The 16,960-nt window shown below is 46.0% G+C and carries 13 protein-coding genes; 4 read left to right on the top strand and 9 right to left on the bottom strand.

What is annotated here, in order from left to right:
• Nucleotides 1–54 precede the first annotated feature (54 nt).
• The 3 genes from G6N79_RS04355 to G6N79_RS04345 are packed head-to-tail and all read right to left on the bottom strand — an operon-like array spanning nucleotide 55 to nucleotide 2,880.
• Nucleotides 55–1,044 carry a mannose-1-phosphate guanylyltransferase gene (locus G6N79_RS04355; protein ID WP_103905579.1) on the bottom strand — a complete coding sequence of 330 codons (990 nt, stop codon included), beginning with the start codon at nucleotides 1,042–1,044 and terminating at the stop codon, nucleotides 55–57.
• A gap of 1 nt (nucleotide 1,045) precedes the next feature.
• On the bottom strand, nucleotides 1,046–1,570 hold the full coding sequence (locus G6N79_RS04350; RefSeq protein WP_103905580.1) for a 3'-5' exonuclease: 525 nt from the start codon (nucleotides 1,568–1,570) through the stop codon (nucleotides 1,046–1,048).
• Between the two features lie 29 nt (nucleotides 1,571–1,599).
• Nucleotides 1,600–2,880: a replication-associated recombination protein A gene (locus G6N79_RS04345; protein ID WP_103905581.1), complete on the bottom strand. Its 1,281-nt coding sequence runs from the start codon at nucleotides 2,878–2,880 to the stop codon at nucleotides 1,600–1,602.
• 197 nt (nucleotides 2,881–3,077) lie between these two features.
• On the opposite strand from G6N79_RS04345, the gene G6N79_RS04340 reads away from it, so the two are divergent.
• The gene (locus G6N79_RS04340; RefSeq protein WP_103905582.1) at nucleotides 3,078–4,184 is read left to right on the top strand and encodes a tetratricopeptide repeat protein; all 1,107 of its coding nucleotides are present in this window, start codon (nucleotides 3,078–3,080) and stop codon (nucleotides 4,182–4,184) included.
• Between the two features lie 175 nt (nucleotides 4,185–4,359).
• Nucleotides 4,360–6,483, top strand: a complete 2,124-nt coding sequence (locus G6N79_RS04335; RefSeq protein ID WP_103905662.1) for a carboxy terminal-processing peptidase — start codon at nucleotides 4,360–4,362, stop codon at nucleotides 6,481–6,483.
• A gap of 258 nt (nucleotides 6,484–6,741) precedes the next feature.
• Here the strand turns inward: G6N79_RS04335 and G6N79_RS04330 are convergent, their stop codons facing one another.
• Together G6N79_RS04330 and pgi are read right to left on the bottom strand one after the other, a co-directional pair.
• Nucleotides 6,742–8,343 carry a M20/M25/M40 family metallo-hydrolase gene (locus G6N79_RS04330; RefSeq protein ID WP_200818763.1) on the bottom strand — a complete coding sequence of 534 codons (1,602 nt, stop codon included), beginning with the start codon at nucleotides 8,341–8,343 and terminating at the stop codon, nucleotides 6,742–6,744.
• A gap of 267 nt (nucleotides 8,344–8,610) precedes the next feature.
• A complete protein-coding gene (pgi, locus tag G6N79_RS04325) occupies nucleotides 8,611–10,260 on the bottom strand; it encodes a glucose-6-phosphate isomerase (protein WP_103905583.1) in 1,650 nt (549 codons plus the stop codon).
• A gap of 73 nt (nucleotides 10,261–10,333) precedes the next feature.
• Between pgi and prfB the strand changes: the two genes are divergently transcribed.
• A protein-coding gene (gene prfB, locus G6N79_RS04320; RefSeq protein WP_146060586.1) for a peptide chain release factor 2 occupies nucleotides 10,334–11,417 on the top strand; the annotation gives its coding sequence in 2 pieces (ribosomal slippage) (nucleotides 10,334–10,393 and nucleotides 10,395–11,417; 1,083 coding nt in all).
• A 57-nt stretch (nucleotides 11,418–11,474) separates the two neighbouring features.
• On the opposite strand, the gene G6N79_RS04315 is transcribed toward prfB, so the two are convergent.
• From G6N79_RS04315 to G6N79_RS04300, 4 genes are all read right to left on the bottom strand, one after another.
• Nucleotides 11,475–13,229, bottom strand: coding sequence for a hypothetical protein (locus G6N79_RS04315; RefSeq protein WP_146060587.1), 1,755 nt, complete (start codon nucleotides 13,227–13,229; stop codon nucleotides 11,475–11,477).
• A 27-nt stretch (nucleotides 13,230–13,256) separates the two neighbouring features.
• A complete protein-coding gene (locus G6N79_RS04310) occupies nucleotides 13,257–13,442 on the bottom strand; it encodes a hypothetical protein (protein WP_103905586.1) in 186 nt (61 codons plus the stop codon).
• Between the two features lie 276 nt (nucleotides 13,443–13,718).
• Nucleotides 13,719–14,483: a LuxR C-terminal-related transcriptional regulator gene (locus G6N79_RS04305; RefSeq protein ID WP_146060588.1), complete on the bottom strand. Its 765-nt coding sequence runs from the start codon at nucleotides 14,481–14,483 to the stop codon at nucleotides 13,719–13,721.
• A gap of 9 nt (nucleotides 14,484–14,492) precedes the next feature.
• Complete coding sequence (locus tag G6N79_RS04300) at nucleotides 14,493–15,170, bottom strand: metal-dependent hydrolase (protein ID WP_103905588.1); 678 nt, start codon at nucleotides 15,168–15,170, stop codon at nucleotides 14,493–14,495.
• Between the two features lie 138 nt (nucleotides 15,171–15,308).
• Here G6N79_RS04300 and G6N79_RS04295 point away from each other — a divergent pair, with 138 nt between their 5' ends.
• Nucleotides 15,309–16,817: a hypothetical protein gene (locus tag G6N79_RS04295; protein ID WP_146060589.1), complete on the top strand. Its 1,509-nt coding sequence runs from the start codon at nucleotides 15,309–15,311 to the stop codon at nucleotides 16,815–16,817.
• Nucleotides 16,818–16,960 lie beyond the last annotated feature (143 nt).

Raw genomic sequence — 16,960 nt, 5'->3', positions numbered from 1 at the left:
ATTTATTGATGTGTTATTAATACGGTGTTAATCCAGTATTTGCTACACGTTACCTTAAATTAAAGGAGAGCTCTCTTTCTCCAATTGTTCATAAACCCGCTTTACGTCTTGGGCATATGCTCTATCAAGCACCAATACAGCATCTTCCGTATTGATTAGCATGCAGTTCTGTAACCCAACAAAAACAGTATGCTTGTTTGTACCTACAACAATATTGCCACTTTCGTCAACAGGGTGTCCATTTTCCTTAAAATAAATATATAAAGAATCGAACGCCCCCATATCGGACCATTTAAAACGTGCTGGAACCACCTTAATCAAGTCAGAGCGCTCCAGTACAGCGTAGTCAATGCTCTTGGAAGGAATTAACTTGGAGTGTTCCTCATCCATCACCAATCCAGTAGCGTATTCAAAGGCTACTTCGGCTGCAGAGTACAGCTTTGGCTCAAAGCGCATCAACTCCTCCAAATATACACCAGCTTTAAAACAGAAAATTCCGGAATTCCATAAAAAGTTACCTTTTTTCAAAAAATCCCGTGCGGTATCCTCATTTGGTTTCTCGCGGAAGGACAATACGGAATTGCCTTCATGTTCGATATAACCGTATCCCGTTTCCGGGCGGTTCGGAACAATGCCGAAGGTAGCAATGTACCCTTCCTGGGCAAACATGATCCCTTGGTTGATGGCTTCCTCATAATGGTCCATCCCTTCGATCAGGTGATCCGATGGCGTAACGATAAGGATATCATCGGGTTCGCAATGGAATGCCGCGAAGGCTATGGCTGCCGCCGTATTGCGGGGAACGGTTTCTGCGATCACGTCATTCTCTTTTCCATCGAGAAATGGTGCCGCCAGGGTCTTGTTCTGTTCGGAACCCACCAGGATAACCTTAGAGGATATGCCCTGATTCCGATCCACTGTTAACTCAAACAACGTTTTACCGTTGAAAATCGGTAGATATTGCTTTGGTTTTGCTTTGCGTGAAAGTGGCCAAAGGCGTGACCCAACACCTCCGGATAAAACGACATTGATGATTTTCCCCATGTTAACCTAATTTCTTTAATTGAATGGCATCCTCGATCTTCAGATAGAGTTCTGCCGTTGCGCGCGCATCCGAGAGGGCGTCGTGGTGATTGAGCTCCACTCCCATCAGTTCGCAGCATATACTTAATTTTGTCCTTTCAAATCCCAAGGATCTGTAAATTTTACTGGTGCAGTCCCAAACCGGCGCTAAGCCCAGCTCTGTATAAGACAATCGATAGTACTGCATTGTTTCACGTAAAACACTGCGATCTAACAATTCGTCGTGGGCAACCATATGTTTCCCTTGTATCAGCGGCTGAATCGTCGGGAAGAGTTCCAGAAATGTCGGCGCCGCAGCGGTATGTTTAGGCTTGATACCGTGTACCCGGGAGGTTTGCCACATATACTTGTTCTGCGGTGGTTGTACCAAGCTATAAAATTCCTTCACAATCTCACCATCCACCACATCCACAATGCCAACAGCACAAACACTACTGTACTTTGCAGTAGCCAACTCAAAATCTATTGCTGTAAAGGTCTTTATCATGTTCTTTATATAAATCTACTTATAAAATTCTAATAACCGTATTTCCCTTTCCACTTATCGTGAAGGGATTGTCGGAGCTTGTCCTCCGCGGCATTCTTGCCGGGGTCATACAGTTTAGTGCCCTTTAACTCATCCGGCAGGTATTCCTGTTCGACGAAATTACCTGCATACGCATGCGCATACATATATTCGGTACCGTAGTCCAGCTCCTTCATGAGTTTGGTCGGTGCGTTTCGCAGATGGATGGGAACGGATAGGCTCCCCGTCTTCCGAACCAAGGCCTGCGCCTTGTTGATGGCTTCATAGGAGGCGTTGCTCTTGGCCGAACTCGCCAGGTAGATCACGGCCTGTGAGAGGATGATCCGGGATTCGGGCCAGCCAATGACATTCACCGCCTGAAAGCAATTGTTCGCCAACAGCAGTGCATTCGGATTGGCATTGCCGATATCCTCAGATGCGAGAATCAGCAACCGGCGCGCAATAAACTTCGGATCTTCTCCACCCTCGATCATCCGGGCCAACCAATAGACTGCTGCATTGGGATCGCTGCCCCGGATGGATTTGATGAAAGCCGAAATGATATCGTAATGCTGGTCGCCGGACTTATCGTAACGGACCCGATTTTGCTGCACATGCTTAGCAACAAAATCATTTGTAATTTCCTGTTGGCTATGGACTGAAGCCTGGCTCACCAACTCCAAAATATTCAAGAGCTTGCGCGCATCTCCACCGGAAAGCTGCAATAAAGCCTCATATTCTTTGATGTGGATCTTATCCGCTTTGAGGTACTCATCCGTCTCTACAGCCTGATCCACAATTTGAATCAGCTCGTCCTTAGAAAGTTCATTCAACACGTACACTTGGCAACGCGATAACAGGGCAGAGATCACCTCAAATGAAGGATTCTCTGTTGTAGCACCAATCAGGGTGACGGTTCCCCGCTCCACGGCACCCAAGAGCGAATCCTGTTGGGATTTGGAGAAACGGTGGATCTCATCGATGAACAGAATCGGCTGTTCCTGATTGAACTGGCGCATCTGCTCCGCCTTATCGATGACCTCACGGACATCCTTTACCCCCGATTGAATGGCACTTAAGCTGTAGAAAGGCCGGTCAAGGGATTTGGCAATCAGCAAGGCCAGGGTGGTCTTGCCCACACCGGGCGGCCCCCAAAAGATCATGGAAGGGATGGCCTTCTGCTCAATGGCATTCTGTAATACCGCTCCCGCACCGATGATATGTTGTTGTCCAACATAATCAGCCAACGATTGGGGTCGCATGCGTTCCGCTAAGGGTATTCGAGTAGCCATAATTCACAAAGCTATCGAATTTTGCCTGCATCCCCAATCCCATTCGGGAATTCGTCATACAATTGTGGCAATTTAGCTAATGGCATATAATTTGCCATTTTACTAACGGTCATCACTTTATAATTTAAATGGCATATAATTCTTGGAATGATTATTTAATTAAATAAATTGATACTTTTGAAAAAAATGAACTGCGAATGATTGATAAAGTGCGCGCTATAGTGGCTTTGAGCTTTGTTTTTTCAAGCTTTGGCCTGATGGCTCAGAACCAGGATAAACCATTAGACCCTGCGGGGTATGTTACAAAATACAATCCTGCTTTTGCAGGGATAGGCCCGAAAGTCTATGTACTGCCTCCTCCGCGAACCAAAGAAGAAGAATTGGTCGACTTTTACAAGGAAAAAAAGGGATTTTACGACTCCATTGCCCGACAACTGGATTTCCAGAGTGCGGTGGATGATTATAAATTTACGACAAACGCTTCGTTCCTTCGGAAGAACTACAACCCATTTCCAACCTCCGATCAGGATTGGAATGCGCTCATGACCAAGACGGAGCAAAGCAACAACAATGCGCTGGTTGCTGGCTTGGCGAATGAGTACGCATACAGTCTGCTTCAAAAAGGGGACATCAACAAAACGCTAGCTGTTTTGACAAGAGGGCTGAATGCTGCACAAGCGAGCGGTTCTGGAGAAAAAATGGCCCTGGAGCACAACTTGGCGAATGCTTACCTGCTAAGCGGAAATCTGAATGAAGCCTCCCGCATGCAGGAATCTTTCCTGAAGAAAGCCGTTGATAACCGCGAATCCATCGACCAGGCGAACACATTGGTGCGCATCGCCTTGGTGCAGGCTTATACGAAGAGCTACAAGGCAGCTGAAAATACCATTATCCGAAAAGCCATTCCGATCTACAACAAGACCAAGAACCACGCCGGTAAGGTGTTCGCCCTGCTGAGCCTTTCCCGCATTTACCAGTTGCAGAACAAACATACTGAAGCGCAATGGTTCCTGATTCAGGCACGTGACCTGGCCAATAGCAGGAATTTGGAAAAGGACCTTCCCGAAATTGAATTTATGCTGGCCTATTCCAAATATGTACAGGAGAATTACAAGGTTGCCGTTGCGGAATTCGAAAAGGCGAGAACATTGGCAGAGAACGAAAATAACAAAGTCCTTAAGCTCGCCATCCACGATAAACTTGGCGATATTTACTTGAGACTGGGCAATTTCAAGGAAGCCGAAAAAGAACTGGCAAGTTATTGGCAACTGCGCAGAGAACTGTTTCAGTCCTCCGAGGGCTAGATTTCCACCACTAAAAAGTTAATTAATGTCAAAAAGTGTGTATTTGGCAATTGAAATGAATATTTTACGTTGACAATCATACATTGATTTTAAAAAATAATTAAATTTAGCGGGTCTTTACGAGAAAAGAAGTGGAAGACGCTAGCTAATGAATAAATTCAAGAAAACAATCTATATGTTTAAAAATCTCTTAATTGCTCTTGCATTAATCTCTGTGGTCGCCTGTGGTTCGAAACCACGCGTTAACCTGGAAGAGCAGACAGGTTTAGGTCTAAAACCTACCACACAACATGAGGTGATCGCTAAGGAAGTTTCCAATCTATTGGAGAACTTCAGCTATAAGCGGGTTCCAATGGGGGACTCACTATCCAATATTGTATTTGATAATCTAGTTAAAGGAATGGACCAGGGCAGGAACTATCTCCTGCAGTCCGATATTGATGAGTTCCAGAAATATAAAACTTCCATCAGCCAGGATTTCAAGGCTGGAGACCTTTCCAGCTCCTTCTTTATGTTCAATAGGTACATCGAAAGATATATCCAATCACTGAACTATGCCTTGGAGGCGATCGATGCGAACCACGATTTCACCAAAGACGAGTCGTACAACAGCTTCCGTGAGAAACTACCTTATTTCAAAACAGAAGCAGAATTGAAGGATCAATGGAGAAAGCGTGCCAAGTACGATCTATTGAACCTGCGCCTGACCGCAGCAGATTCGGCGAAATCCGATGATGCCAAGAACAAGGAAACATTGCGCAGCCGTTACAACAACTTGATTTCACAGATCAAGAAAACAAATGCGAACGATGCGTTCCAATTGATCATGACCTCCCTTACGGATGCCGTAGATCCACATACAACGTATTACAACCCTGCATTTGCACAGGCTTTCAATGAGAACATGTCCAATACCCTTGAAGGTATCGGTGCTTCCCTGCAGATGGAAAACGAGATGGTAACGATCAAACAGATCATTGCCGGCGGTCCAGCATTTAAGGACAAGACATTACACATCAACGACCGGATTATTGCCGTTGGCCAAGGGGAGTCGGGTGAGTTTGAAGATATCATCGGTTGGCGAATCGATGCAGCCGTAGCCAAGATCAAAGGAAAGAAAGGTACGACCGTTCGCTTGAAGATTTTACCAGCAGGTGCAGAACTTTCGTCTACACCACGCATCGTAAAGTTAACACGAGAGAAGATTGTCCTTGCCGAGGAATCCGCAAAACGCGAGATCAAAACCGTTAAAGGTGAAGATGGCAAAGAATACAGAATCGGTGTGATCAACTTACCGAAATTCTATATCGACTTTGATGCCGTACGTCGTGGCGACAAAGATTATAAGAGTACCACACGCGATGTGCGTTTATTATTGGATAGCTTGAAGCAAGACGGTGTAGATGCTGTATTGATGGATTTGCGAAACAATGGTGGCGGTTCCCTACAGGAGGCCATCGAATTGACAGGTCTATTCATCGATCGTGGTCCTGTTGTTCAGGTTCGCGACACGAGAAACCGTGTTCAAGTGGACAGTGATGAGGAAAATGGCGTATCGTGGGATGGTCCATTCGGTGTAATCATCAACCGTTTTTCAGCTTCCGCATCGGAGATTTTCGCTGGCGCGATCCAGGATTATGGCCGTGGTGTCGTATTGGGTTCCACCAGTTATGGTAAAGGTACGGTGCAGAATGCCGTGGATATGTCCCGTTTTATTTCGGCAACGAACAAACTTCTGATCAAAGCCGCAGGCGAATCCGACGCGGATACACCGACCGGTGCACCGCAGTTTGGCCAGATCAACATTACCATGGGTAAATTCTACCGCATCAACGGAAGCAGTACCCAACATAAAGGTGTAACACCAGATGTGGTTTTCCCAACCCAATATTCTGCGGAGAAATTTGGTGAAAGCTCTGAACCTTCGGCCCTACCTTGGGATCAGATCAAACCATCCAACTTCACACAGGTCGGTAACTTGAAAACCATCAACAGCCAATTGGAGGAAATCCATAAAGCACGCATGGCAAAATCACCGGCGTATGAATTCCTGTTGGAGGATATCGCTGAATTCAATAAGAATGAAACGATCCCTGCCGTAAGCTTGAATGAAGCAACATTAAAAGCGGAGCGCGAAAAGAATAGAATCAAAAATCGTGAACGCATTAACAAACAGCTTTCCTTTATGGGCAAACCACTTTGGAAAGAAGGACAACCTCAGCCTAAACTCGAATACGACTTCGTGCTCGAGGAAAGCGCAAATGTCCTGACAGACTTTATCCGACTAAAGAATAAATAAACATAGCAAACGAGCTGGCCAATGGTCAGCTCGTTTGCATTTAGGGGAACAACAGCCACACTGCGCCATAGCGCTTCTGGAAATCATCGGGACTATAAAGCATAGTTGATACCGTTAAATTCTTTCCTTCTACCACGGGCTCCCACGGAAAATAGCACATCCATATTACCATGCAGGATGTTAGGCATAAAAAAAGGCGGCACTCCTTATATGGAGCGCCGCCTTTTTGCATATATCTGTAATTGTATTGTTTTCTGCTTAATACCCTACCCCTGATCTTCTAGGCTGGCGTATCGCTGGCCAATCGGATCCCCTGCCGTCTCTGCCTGCCGGTAGGACACGTTTCTCGCGATTCACGAGGGTTGGTTCTTCTGAAGCCTTATAGGTCAACACAGCCGTTAAAATCACGTTGGAGAGCAAATCGTCAAACACCAATTTGTCGTAGGTATCGAGATTCGTGTGCCACGTGTTGTTGAAGTACCCCCAAGAAAGGGAGCTCAGCATAAAACCCGGTACGCCGGCAGCCACAAAAGAGGCATGATCCGACCCGCCGCCACCAGGGGAACCTGGAAATTGCGTCTGGATATCCTTGGTAATCTCACGAGGTACGGCCTCCAGCCAACGGCCCATGAAATCGTAGGCATGGACAAATCCAGATCCATTGATATTGGCCACGCGTCCCGTTCCATTGTCCAAGTTGAAAACCGCCTGGGTTTTTTCGATAACTTCTGGGTTATCCAAAACAAAGGCTCTTGAACCGTTCAAACCCTGCTCTTCACTGCCCCACAGGCCGATCAGGATCGTTCTTTTTGGATTCGGCAATACTTGCTTCAATACGCGGGCAACCTCCATCATGGCAATCGTACCGGTTCCGTTGTCCGTAGCGCCGGATCCACCTTCCCAGGAGTCCAAGTGCGCAGATAGGATGACGTATTCATTCGGAAATTCCGATCCCTTGATTTCTGCAATCGTATTGAATGATGGGACGTTGCCCACATGTTTGGATGAAGTTTCCACTTTGATGCGCGGTGCGTATCCCTTTTCAGCTAGGCGGTACAATATACCATAATCCTCCAGGGAAATATCCAAGGACGGCGCCTTATGGCTTCTAGCACCAAAAATCTTGTTCGCCCCGAACTCTCCGGACCAATAACTGCTCAAAATACCAACGGCTCCGGCATCTTCCAGAACGGAAGGGATGGAGTTGGGCGCCAGTCCTGTTGCACGAATGCGGCGACCCCAGGCCACATTAATGGAATCCTTCACTTTTTGCATACGCGCATAGGATTCAGGTGTTGCATATTCCTTCCAGTTCCAATCGGGACGTCCCGTTGGCTGCGGCATCGACACCATCACATACTTGCCTTTGACCTGTGGCAACCATTTCCGAAACGCCAAGGAGTCCTGGAATTCCGGCAAAGCGATCACTTCCCCTTCAATTGCCTTCCCCTTGGTGGTTGGACTCCAGGCCAATTGCGTTCCTGAAATGGACTTCGTCCGTGGGTGGGTCATATCGATATGTGAAATGCCCCGCTCCCAGCCGTGCCATTCCCCAAATTGTTGGTTCTTTGCAGGAATACCCCAGCGTTCAAAAGTTTTGACTGCCCATTCATTGGCTTTGGTCATGCCCGGTGTGCCGACCAAACGTGGGCCAACGACATCCAACAGCTCAAAGGCCAGCAATTCCAATTCGGAATTTTCCTTGGCTTCCTTCACGATGCGCTCCACAACGGGGTCAACCGGCTTGGGTGCCTGTTGCTGCATCCGCTGGGCATGCACAGGATTATCATGTATACTTGAAAAAATAAACAGCAGGCCGAACGCCCCTGCTTTCATACTGGTTGAAATTAGATGTTTCATATTTAGCTCAATTGTTGATGTTAGGGTTTCCCTAAGTTCGAAAAAATATATCGATTAAAACTAAGGAAAGGGCAAAATCGATGGAATGTAACCCAAATGTTAGGTTAAGACCTTTCATAATTCCGGGCAAAATGGGCTTAACATTTTAAGGACATAAGCGACCACGGCAGTCAGAAAGAACGAGGGGGAAGACTTTCGAGCCGCCCCGCGACACGAAATTCTTCCCCCTCAGCAATTATATTTTTTGGCCTACGGCCCACGTTTTATTTATCCTCTCCAGGCCTTGTATTGATTGATCAAGGCATTGGTAGACGAATCGTGGCTTTCCACTTCTGCTTCCCCTTTTAATTCAGGTAAGATTTTATTGGCCAATTGCTTACCAAGCTCGACACCCCATTGATCGAAACTGAAGATATTCCAAATAACACCCTGTACAAAGATCTTATGTTCATAAAGGGCAACCAATGCACCTAATGTGCGTGGTGTAATCTTTTTGATCAGGATGGAGTTGGTCGGTCTATTGCCCTCAAAAATCTTGAAAGGTGTCAATCTATTAATTTCTTCCTGCGATTTCCCTGCTTTCTGCAATTCAGCAATGACTTCCGCTTCCGTTTTCCCGTTCATGAGGGCTTCGGTCTGAGCAAAGAAGTTGGACAGCAACAATTCATGGTGGTTACCCACCTGGTTCAAGGAAACTGCCGGTGCGATGAAATCACATGGGATTAACTTCGTCCCTTGGTGAATCAATTGATAGAACGCATGTTGACCATTGGTTCCAGGTTCACCCCAGATAATCGGCCCTGTTTCGTAATCTACACGTTTGCCGTTCCGGTCGATATATTTCCCGTTTGACTCCATATCACCCTGTTGGAAATAGGCGGCAAAACGGTGCAGATACTGATCATATGGCAAGATCGCCTGACTCTCTGCATCGAAGAAATTGTTGTACCAGACGCCCAATAAGGCCATCACGACAGGGATATTCTGCTCCAATTCGGTATTACGGAAATGTTCATCGGCTTCAAATGCGCCGGTAAGGAGTTCTTCAAATTTATCGAACCCAATCGCTAAGCTGATGGATAATCCGATAGCGGACCACAACGAATAACGACCACCTACCCAATCCCAGAACTCAAACATGTTTTGGGTATCAATACCGAACGCCGATACGCCATCCGCATTGGTACTCAACGCCGCAAAGTGCTTCGCCACATCGGCTTCCTTCGCGCCACTTTTCAAGAACCATTCCTTCGCACTGTTGGCATTGGCCATGGTTTCCTGTGTTGTAAAGGTCTTGGAAGCAATCAGGAATAAAGTAGTCTCCGGATTTAAGCCCTGCAAGGTTTCAACGATATGTGTTCCATCTACATTGGAAACAAAATGCATGTTCAACCGGGTTTTATAAGCTTTCAAGGCTTCGGTAACCATCACTGGTCCTAGATCGGAACCGCCGATTCCGATGTTAACAACATCCGTAATTTCCTTTCCTGAAAATCCTTTCCATGCACCAGAAAGTATGCGTTCCGTAAAGGATTTCATCCTGTCCAGGACAGCACGGATATCCGGCATTACATCTGCGCCATCGGTGATCACCGGTTTGTCCGAACGATTGCGCAACGCGGTATGCAATACGGCCCGGTTTTCCGTCTCATTGATCTTCTCCCCGGAGAACATCGCTTCGATGGCATCGTTCAATTTGCACTCACGCGCCAATTGGAACAATAAGGCCATGGTCTGTTCGTCAATACGGTTCTTGGAATAATCAAAAAGGATATCTCCCAAGAATAGGTGGAATTTTTGGAACCGCTCCGGATCGTTCGCAAAGAGATCCTTGATGCTGTGTTCGTTTATACTGATAAAATGATCTGCTAGGTATTGGTAGGCTTGGGTTGTTGTAAAATCAATTTTTGGTAACATAAAATCGTGTGTTTTAGTCAAAGATAAGGAATTACAGGCGAATGAATATTTGATTTCTATTATCTTTGTAATTATGACCAAAGAACAAATCCAAGACTTGAGGGATAGAATGGTATCCCTGAGGAGGCACCTTTGACATTGATGTCAAGAAAGAGGAGATTGCCAAAGACACGGAAATAACCCTGCAACCCGACTTTTGGGATTCCCCAAAAGATGCCGAAAAGGTCTTGCACAGCATCAAGAACAACAAAGTATGGACAGATCAGTACGACGAGGTGAACTCTTCGGTGGAGGATGTCGTTGTTCTTTACGAGTTCTTTCAGAGCGGTGATGCAACCGAGCAAGAGCTGGACGAGCAGTATGCCATCGCATTAACGAATATCGAAGGACTGGAATTCCAGAACATGCTGAGTGCCGAGGAGGACCAGCTGGATGCCATCCTGCAGATTACCGCAGGCGCCGGTGGTACGGAATCCTGTGATTGGGCTGCCATGTTGATGCGTATGTACATCATGTGGGGCGAGAAGCATGGCTGCAAGGTTACCGAGCAGGATTATCAAGAAGGCGATGTGGCCGGAATAAAATCCGTGACCCTTCAGTTTTCTGGAAACTTTGCCTACGGCTACCTGAAAGGTGAAAATGGCGTGCACCGCTTGGTGCGTATTTCGCCATTTGATTCCAACGGCAAGCGCCACACCTCCTTTGCATCAGTCTATGTATATCCCTTAGTGGATGATAATATAGAAATCGAGGTTAAGGATTCCGAGATTGAATGGGATACCTTCCGATCTGGGGGTGCTGGTGGACAGAACGTCAATAAAGTGGAAACCGCTGTTCGGTTACACCACAAGCCTACCGGCATTATCATTAAAAACCAGGAATCACGTTCGCAGCTCCAGAACAAGGAGAATGCCCTTCGTTTATTGAAATCCCAGCTCTATGAGATCGAAATGCGGAAGCGCCAGGAAGCCACTGCAGCAATCGAAGGTTCCAAAAAGAAAATAGAATGGGGATCCCAAATCCGAAACTATGTCCTGCATCCTTATAAAATGATCAAGGACCTGCGGACCAGTGTGGAAACCTCCAATACCCAAGCGGTCTTGGATGGCGACCTGGATGAGTTCCTCAAAGCTTACCTCATGGAATTCGGGGGGTAAGGAATGTATAAAGAAAAGCCTGATGGTCCAGAACCATCAGGCTTTTTCTTTGCTTTCTTATTTCTTCCGCACACAGCGTATATTGGCCAGCCTAGTTTCTGGAAAATTCTCCACGTCGATCATCCCCGTATTGAAGAGGCTATAGTTTACCTGTGCGAAGGTCGCTGGTGTTTTCGTTCGCCAATAGCCTTTTGTTCCCGCAAAGAAGCCAGATCGAGGGTTGTACTCCTGAATGGGTTCCCCAACCCCATCACGAGCTTTGTAACCTACAGGTGTGAATACGAGATTTCCATGCGGGTAGCCCGGCGCACCTGCCGCGCTGACCGTTGGGGTGATCACCATCGACCAATTGTTATCCTGCATGGGCTGTCGCTTGCCGGACAGGACTTCCAAGGCTTGGAAATCTGCTGGCGTCGGCAGGTCCCACGTATTCTCAGGGTAGATCAATTCGCAGATATTCTTTCCCCGAACAATGCTATATATGTCATTTTTAAAGTAATCGTTCGGTGGAGAGGCTGCATGATTATGGTATAACGGATTGTCATACCTGAACAGGTATTCCTTGATTCCATCTTCCGTCGAAGGGCCAGTCGCATTTCGAAAGACATTATGCCGGGCCCATTGCGTAGTCCCTATGGTAATTGCCGATTCCACCAGTTTGATGGACACAAAATAGCTCTTTCCTGCTTTCGGGATAAAACCGGGAAAACGGAAAGTTAACCCATTAAATTGGCGGATGCGATCCTCCAGCACACCATTATCCTCCCGTACACGGCTACTCCGCAAGTGCAGTTCATCGATACTGACGATCAATTCCCGGGACGATACACCATCCGCAGGGGTATAGAAAGTGTATCGACGCTTGAAGTCCAACCCCCTCACCGAATCCTGGCCGATCGGCACAGAATAACCATCGGCATGTGGGTTGGACGCACTATTATTCGCCCCCAAATCCCCATTGATTTCGCGGTAGCTACTATCCGACAACCTGAAATTTCCCCGTATCAATCCGGCATTGTTTCCAAAACGTGGATTTGCCAGATGTATTCCAGAGAACATACCACGCCCGTTTATCTCGACGATAATCCGCGAGGTCTTCCGCGTCAGGACGATATCCTGCAATTTATTGACCCCACCGATCACATCACCTGTTGTCAGGACCCCTGTAGCATAGGCAAAGTCCTGCCGACTTGACGGGCTCCCTCCAGTGGGCTGGATAGGCACTGTGCCCAAACTTGGGGTTAATGTATCGATGGCCGCAGGGTTATTGAAAGAGTACGCATACCATCGGTATTGCGTATTTCTGTAGGTTCCTATGCGGATTGCCGAGCCACCAACAATGCCCTCACGCTGCCCAACATAGGTCAGGTCATTGGGTGTTGCCCCGACTTTAAAGAGGACAATACGGTACCGACTGCCCGGGCTCAGGCTCGTAATATGACGCGCTGCAACAGCTTGTCCTGTAGCTGCCCTGTTCCTTTCAGCCGTTCGAATTGGTTGTCCTCTCCCCATAAATTGGGTCGGCACGTCTTCCGTGATGGACATCACTGCATCAAAACCGCCCATATCCACAAGATCGGTATGCACCATGACCTTTGATGGCTGCTGCATTTCAGGCGCAGCGCTGGTCGAAGCCTTTCTAGCAAGTAGAGGAACTTCCTCGACATCCTGTACGCCCTGAATCTCAAATTGAACCTCATGGTCCCAATCTTCCTGATCCGGACCGCTTTTTATTTTCTCACACGAAAATAGCAATAACAACAAAAGTGTACAGAGGTAGTATCCCCAACTGTTTGAAATAAAGTGTAGCATGATTAATCGTCTAAAATGGTTATCCAACTATAGGTCGAAATTCTTGTATTTCCCTCCGGAATCAATATCCCATTCCTCCACTTTAGGTTCATTTGAAGGACCGCCAAATTCAACGGTAGAAGATGTGTTGGCAAAACTGTCCTCCAGCAATACTTCAGTAACTTCAATCTTGGGGCTTACATATTTCTTATTCTTGCGAATAGGACTCTTCATAAAAAAACGGCTTTAGCTTATAATAAATTATTACAAATGCAAAATTAGTTCTTTTGGATTAAATTTAAGGGTGCTGTATAAAAGTTTTTGGCTTTATTCGATAATTAATGCGCGAAATAAACATTTTAGGTGCTTAACAGTTTAATTAAAGCGTGTTAAGATAGAAAATAAAACTTTTGCGTTATTACATTTCATTCAACGAAACACAAAAAGCTTTGTAACGAAATTTTAATGAAAAAAAAAGCGCCGATCGGCGCCGTATGGAATAAAAGCTGATTAGACCCAATCTTCCTTCACTGATTTCACCAATAGTTCCTGCACATTCAGACAGCCTGATTTCCTCAAAATATTCTTTCGGTGATTGCGTATGGTATGTATACTTCGGAATAATTGATTGGCAATGGATTCACTGTTCAGGCCCTGCACCATCAGCTTGAGGACCTCTAATTCGCTTTTGGAAAATATTGCTTTGGTTTTGCTGAACAGCATGCGGGGTTTGACATCCACGAAAGATGGCTCGCCATCTAAGCCAATAAACGATAGTTTCATGCGTTGGAAGGGCGCAATTTCCGAAATATCAGTATGGATCACCAAATTTCTGAGAATGGTGCCATCTTCATCGGCGAGTACCGTGATCGACTGCTGCAGGATATGCACATAATCTCCCCGTTTGGTCCGAAAGCGGTAATTGTACCTCGATTTGTATTTGGTCAGTTTATCGATCGGCAAGGCCTTCTTGAATTCAACTACCGTTGCTTCGAAATCACCAAAAACAGGAAGGTCCTCCGGGTGAATGTTATTCATCAGGTAGTCCACATCCAATTCATCGGGACGAATGCCCACGACTTTTTCGACCATGGCCGAGGTCATCTCCATTTTGCGGAGAAATGGGTCGAATAGAAAGTAGTAGGAATCGCCAACCTGCACGATATCCAAGAGCTTCTTGTACAGCTCCAGGTCCAATTGCAGTTCTTCACGACTCTTAAATCTTCCTATTTCCGCCCAATTCTTATAGATGTCCGTTAAGATTGGGTTTTTCACTGGCAATTATTAAATGTCAAATTCCTCTCCGATTCCCAAAAGAATAAGTTCCTTGCCCTGCTCCTCAAATTGCTTCTTACTGGCGTCATGATCTATCTGAATTAGCTCTGCAGTATCATAATGTACACCAAGGACACGATTGCAGGCCACAAAATCCGATGCGTAAATTGCCTCCTGCACATCCATGGTAAAATTACCTCCGATCGGCAAAATGGCTAAATCCAGTTTAAAGAACAACGGAATCAGTTTCATATCCTGTGTAAGCGCGGTATCACCAGCGATATAAATCGTATTCTCGGAGTTGGAAAGCACGAATCCCGCAGGATTGCCACCATTAGCCCCATCAGGAAAGGATGAACTATGCTGCGCACTGACCATTTTCACAGTACCAAAAGGAAAGGTGAAACTTCCCCCCAACCCCAACGCGTGACCCTTGATGCCTTTCTTTTCATAATAGGTGATAATCTCGAAATTGGAAATCAGGGTAGCACCCGTTGCCTGAACGATCGCTTCAACATCCATCACATGATCATAATGTGCATGCGTAATCAAGATGTAATCGGCTTTGATGTTATCCAGCACAATATGTGCCGCTGCAGGGTTGAAACTGATGAAAGGATCGATGAGCAGATGGTGTCCATTGGTTTCAATCCCTAATGTGGAGTGTCCATAATACGTTAATTTCATGTATCAGTTAGATAAATTAATAATAGTGGTTAATATCTGTTTGGTTCTAAAATCTAAAAATGGCTAGACCTAGCTATTTTACCGTGAATATAATGACTTTACCTTTAGACAACAATTATTAATGAAAAATTAATGGACATGAAAACTATTTTTCTATTAGCGCTAATGTCGCTGTGCGGCGTTTGGGCGTATGGGCAGAAAAGCATCTACAACGGAACTATCCGTTGGGAACAGCCCAATCCAACTGTCAACAATTACAACCGCATCCATACGGTGGATGTCCAAGTGGAAGTTATAGCAGGCTTTCAGGGGACCAATTCTGCAGGAGGTGCCACGATAGGTTTAAATGCGAAGGTGATCGGCGTAAAACTGATCAGTGTCGTGGGAAAGAATGGACAAACCCTTGCAGCAAGTTCCTTGCCCAATAATATTGTTCAAAATGCTGAACAGGAATTGCGTTTCCACAATATAAAATTCGACGTAGCCAGTGGTGGAAACCACATCGCAAATGTAATCACCCAGCGACCGCTCTCCTATTATCAGGTATTTGGCGTCAAACCCAATGTTGACGATATCGCAAAGGATCGTGAAAAGATGAAACAGGTCTATGATCAGGGGCTGCAAGTTTCGAACATCAGTTTTGACCCTCCTTCATTGCACAGTACGGCATTGCCGAATTACCTGAATGCGCAGGACAAAGAGAAACCAAAAACAGCTCAGGTCGGAAGTCAACCGATTAATCAATCTCCTACCCAGGCAACCATCGCCACAACAGCAAGAAGGACAGGTGAACCAACCTCCCCAAGTGCTGAAAGCCAACGTCTTGATGAGAAGTTGGCCGAGTTGGAGGCTCGATATGAATTGGATCGGCAAAAACAGGCACAGAACGAAGCCATGGTAAGCGAAGTGACCACAGCAGCGGTTGCCATGGGGGAAGGAATCGCCTCCATTATTCAAAATTCAAGAGATAGTCGGGATAGAAAACGTGCCTATGCAGATAAGGAAAAAGCAAGGCAGGAATTGTCCCGAAAGAAGTATAGTGCCATGATCGCAGAAACGCTACCTTACGTGCAGTCTGGAGATAACAGCGGACTAAAATTCATGTTGGACGCCTATGATAAGCTCTATACCGAAGGAAACGATAAAACTGCGCACATCCAGAAAATGGACGTGCTCTACGACCTGGGGTTCAATAAGAGAAATGCGTTGGCCAAAAAGTACTACACGGAATACCTGACCAATGCCGGGCAGTATTACCTAACCACGCGCAAGTCCATCCGCAGTGCTTACATCAAAACGCCCATCTATTTGCTTTCCGCACCAGTTATGGGATACTATAGCGTCAAAATGATCAAGGAATCCCAAGTCAAAACTTTGATTGACCCCGAGCGTGATTATTACGATTATGATGTGGACAACAAAAAATTGATTCCAGGTATCGTTTTGGGATTTGGCACGCTTCTGAGCACCACTTTTGGTTTTGCCAACTGGTACTACGGGGCGAAAGACCGAAACAGTCCGGCATACATCCAGGCCAAATCAATCTACCAAGATCAGAAAAAGCATCTCAAGAAATCCATAGCAATTGTTCCTGGATATGACCCCTATTCACAAACGTATCTAGCGAGCGTACGCCTTACATTTTAAAAACGATCATAGTTTATTAGGTAAATTAGTTAGGATCCAGTCATCTCCCCGAGGGCTGGATTTTTTTGGCACAAAAAAATGAGACCTAGGAGATCTCATTTTTATATTTTCACACTTTGTAAAACAGTGTATTTTTATGTGTA

This window comes from Sphingobacterium lactis (assembly GCF_011046555.1).
GTDB lineage: Bacteria > Bacteroidota > Bacteroidia > Sphingobacteriales > Sphingobacteriaceae > Sphingobacterium > Sphingobacterium lactis.
This window is presented reverse-complemented; position numbering and strand designations above follow the sequence as displayed.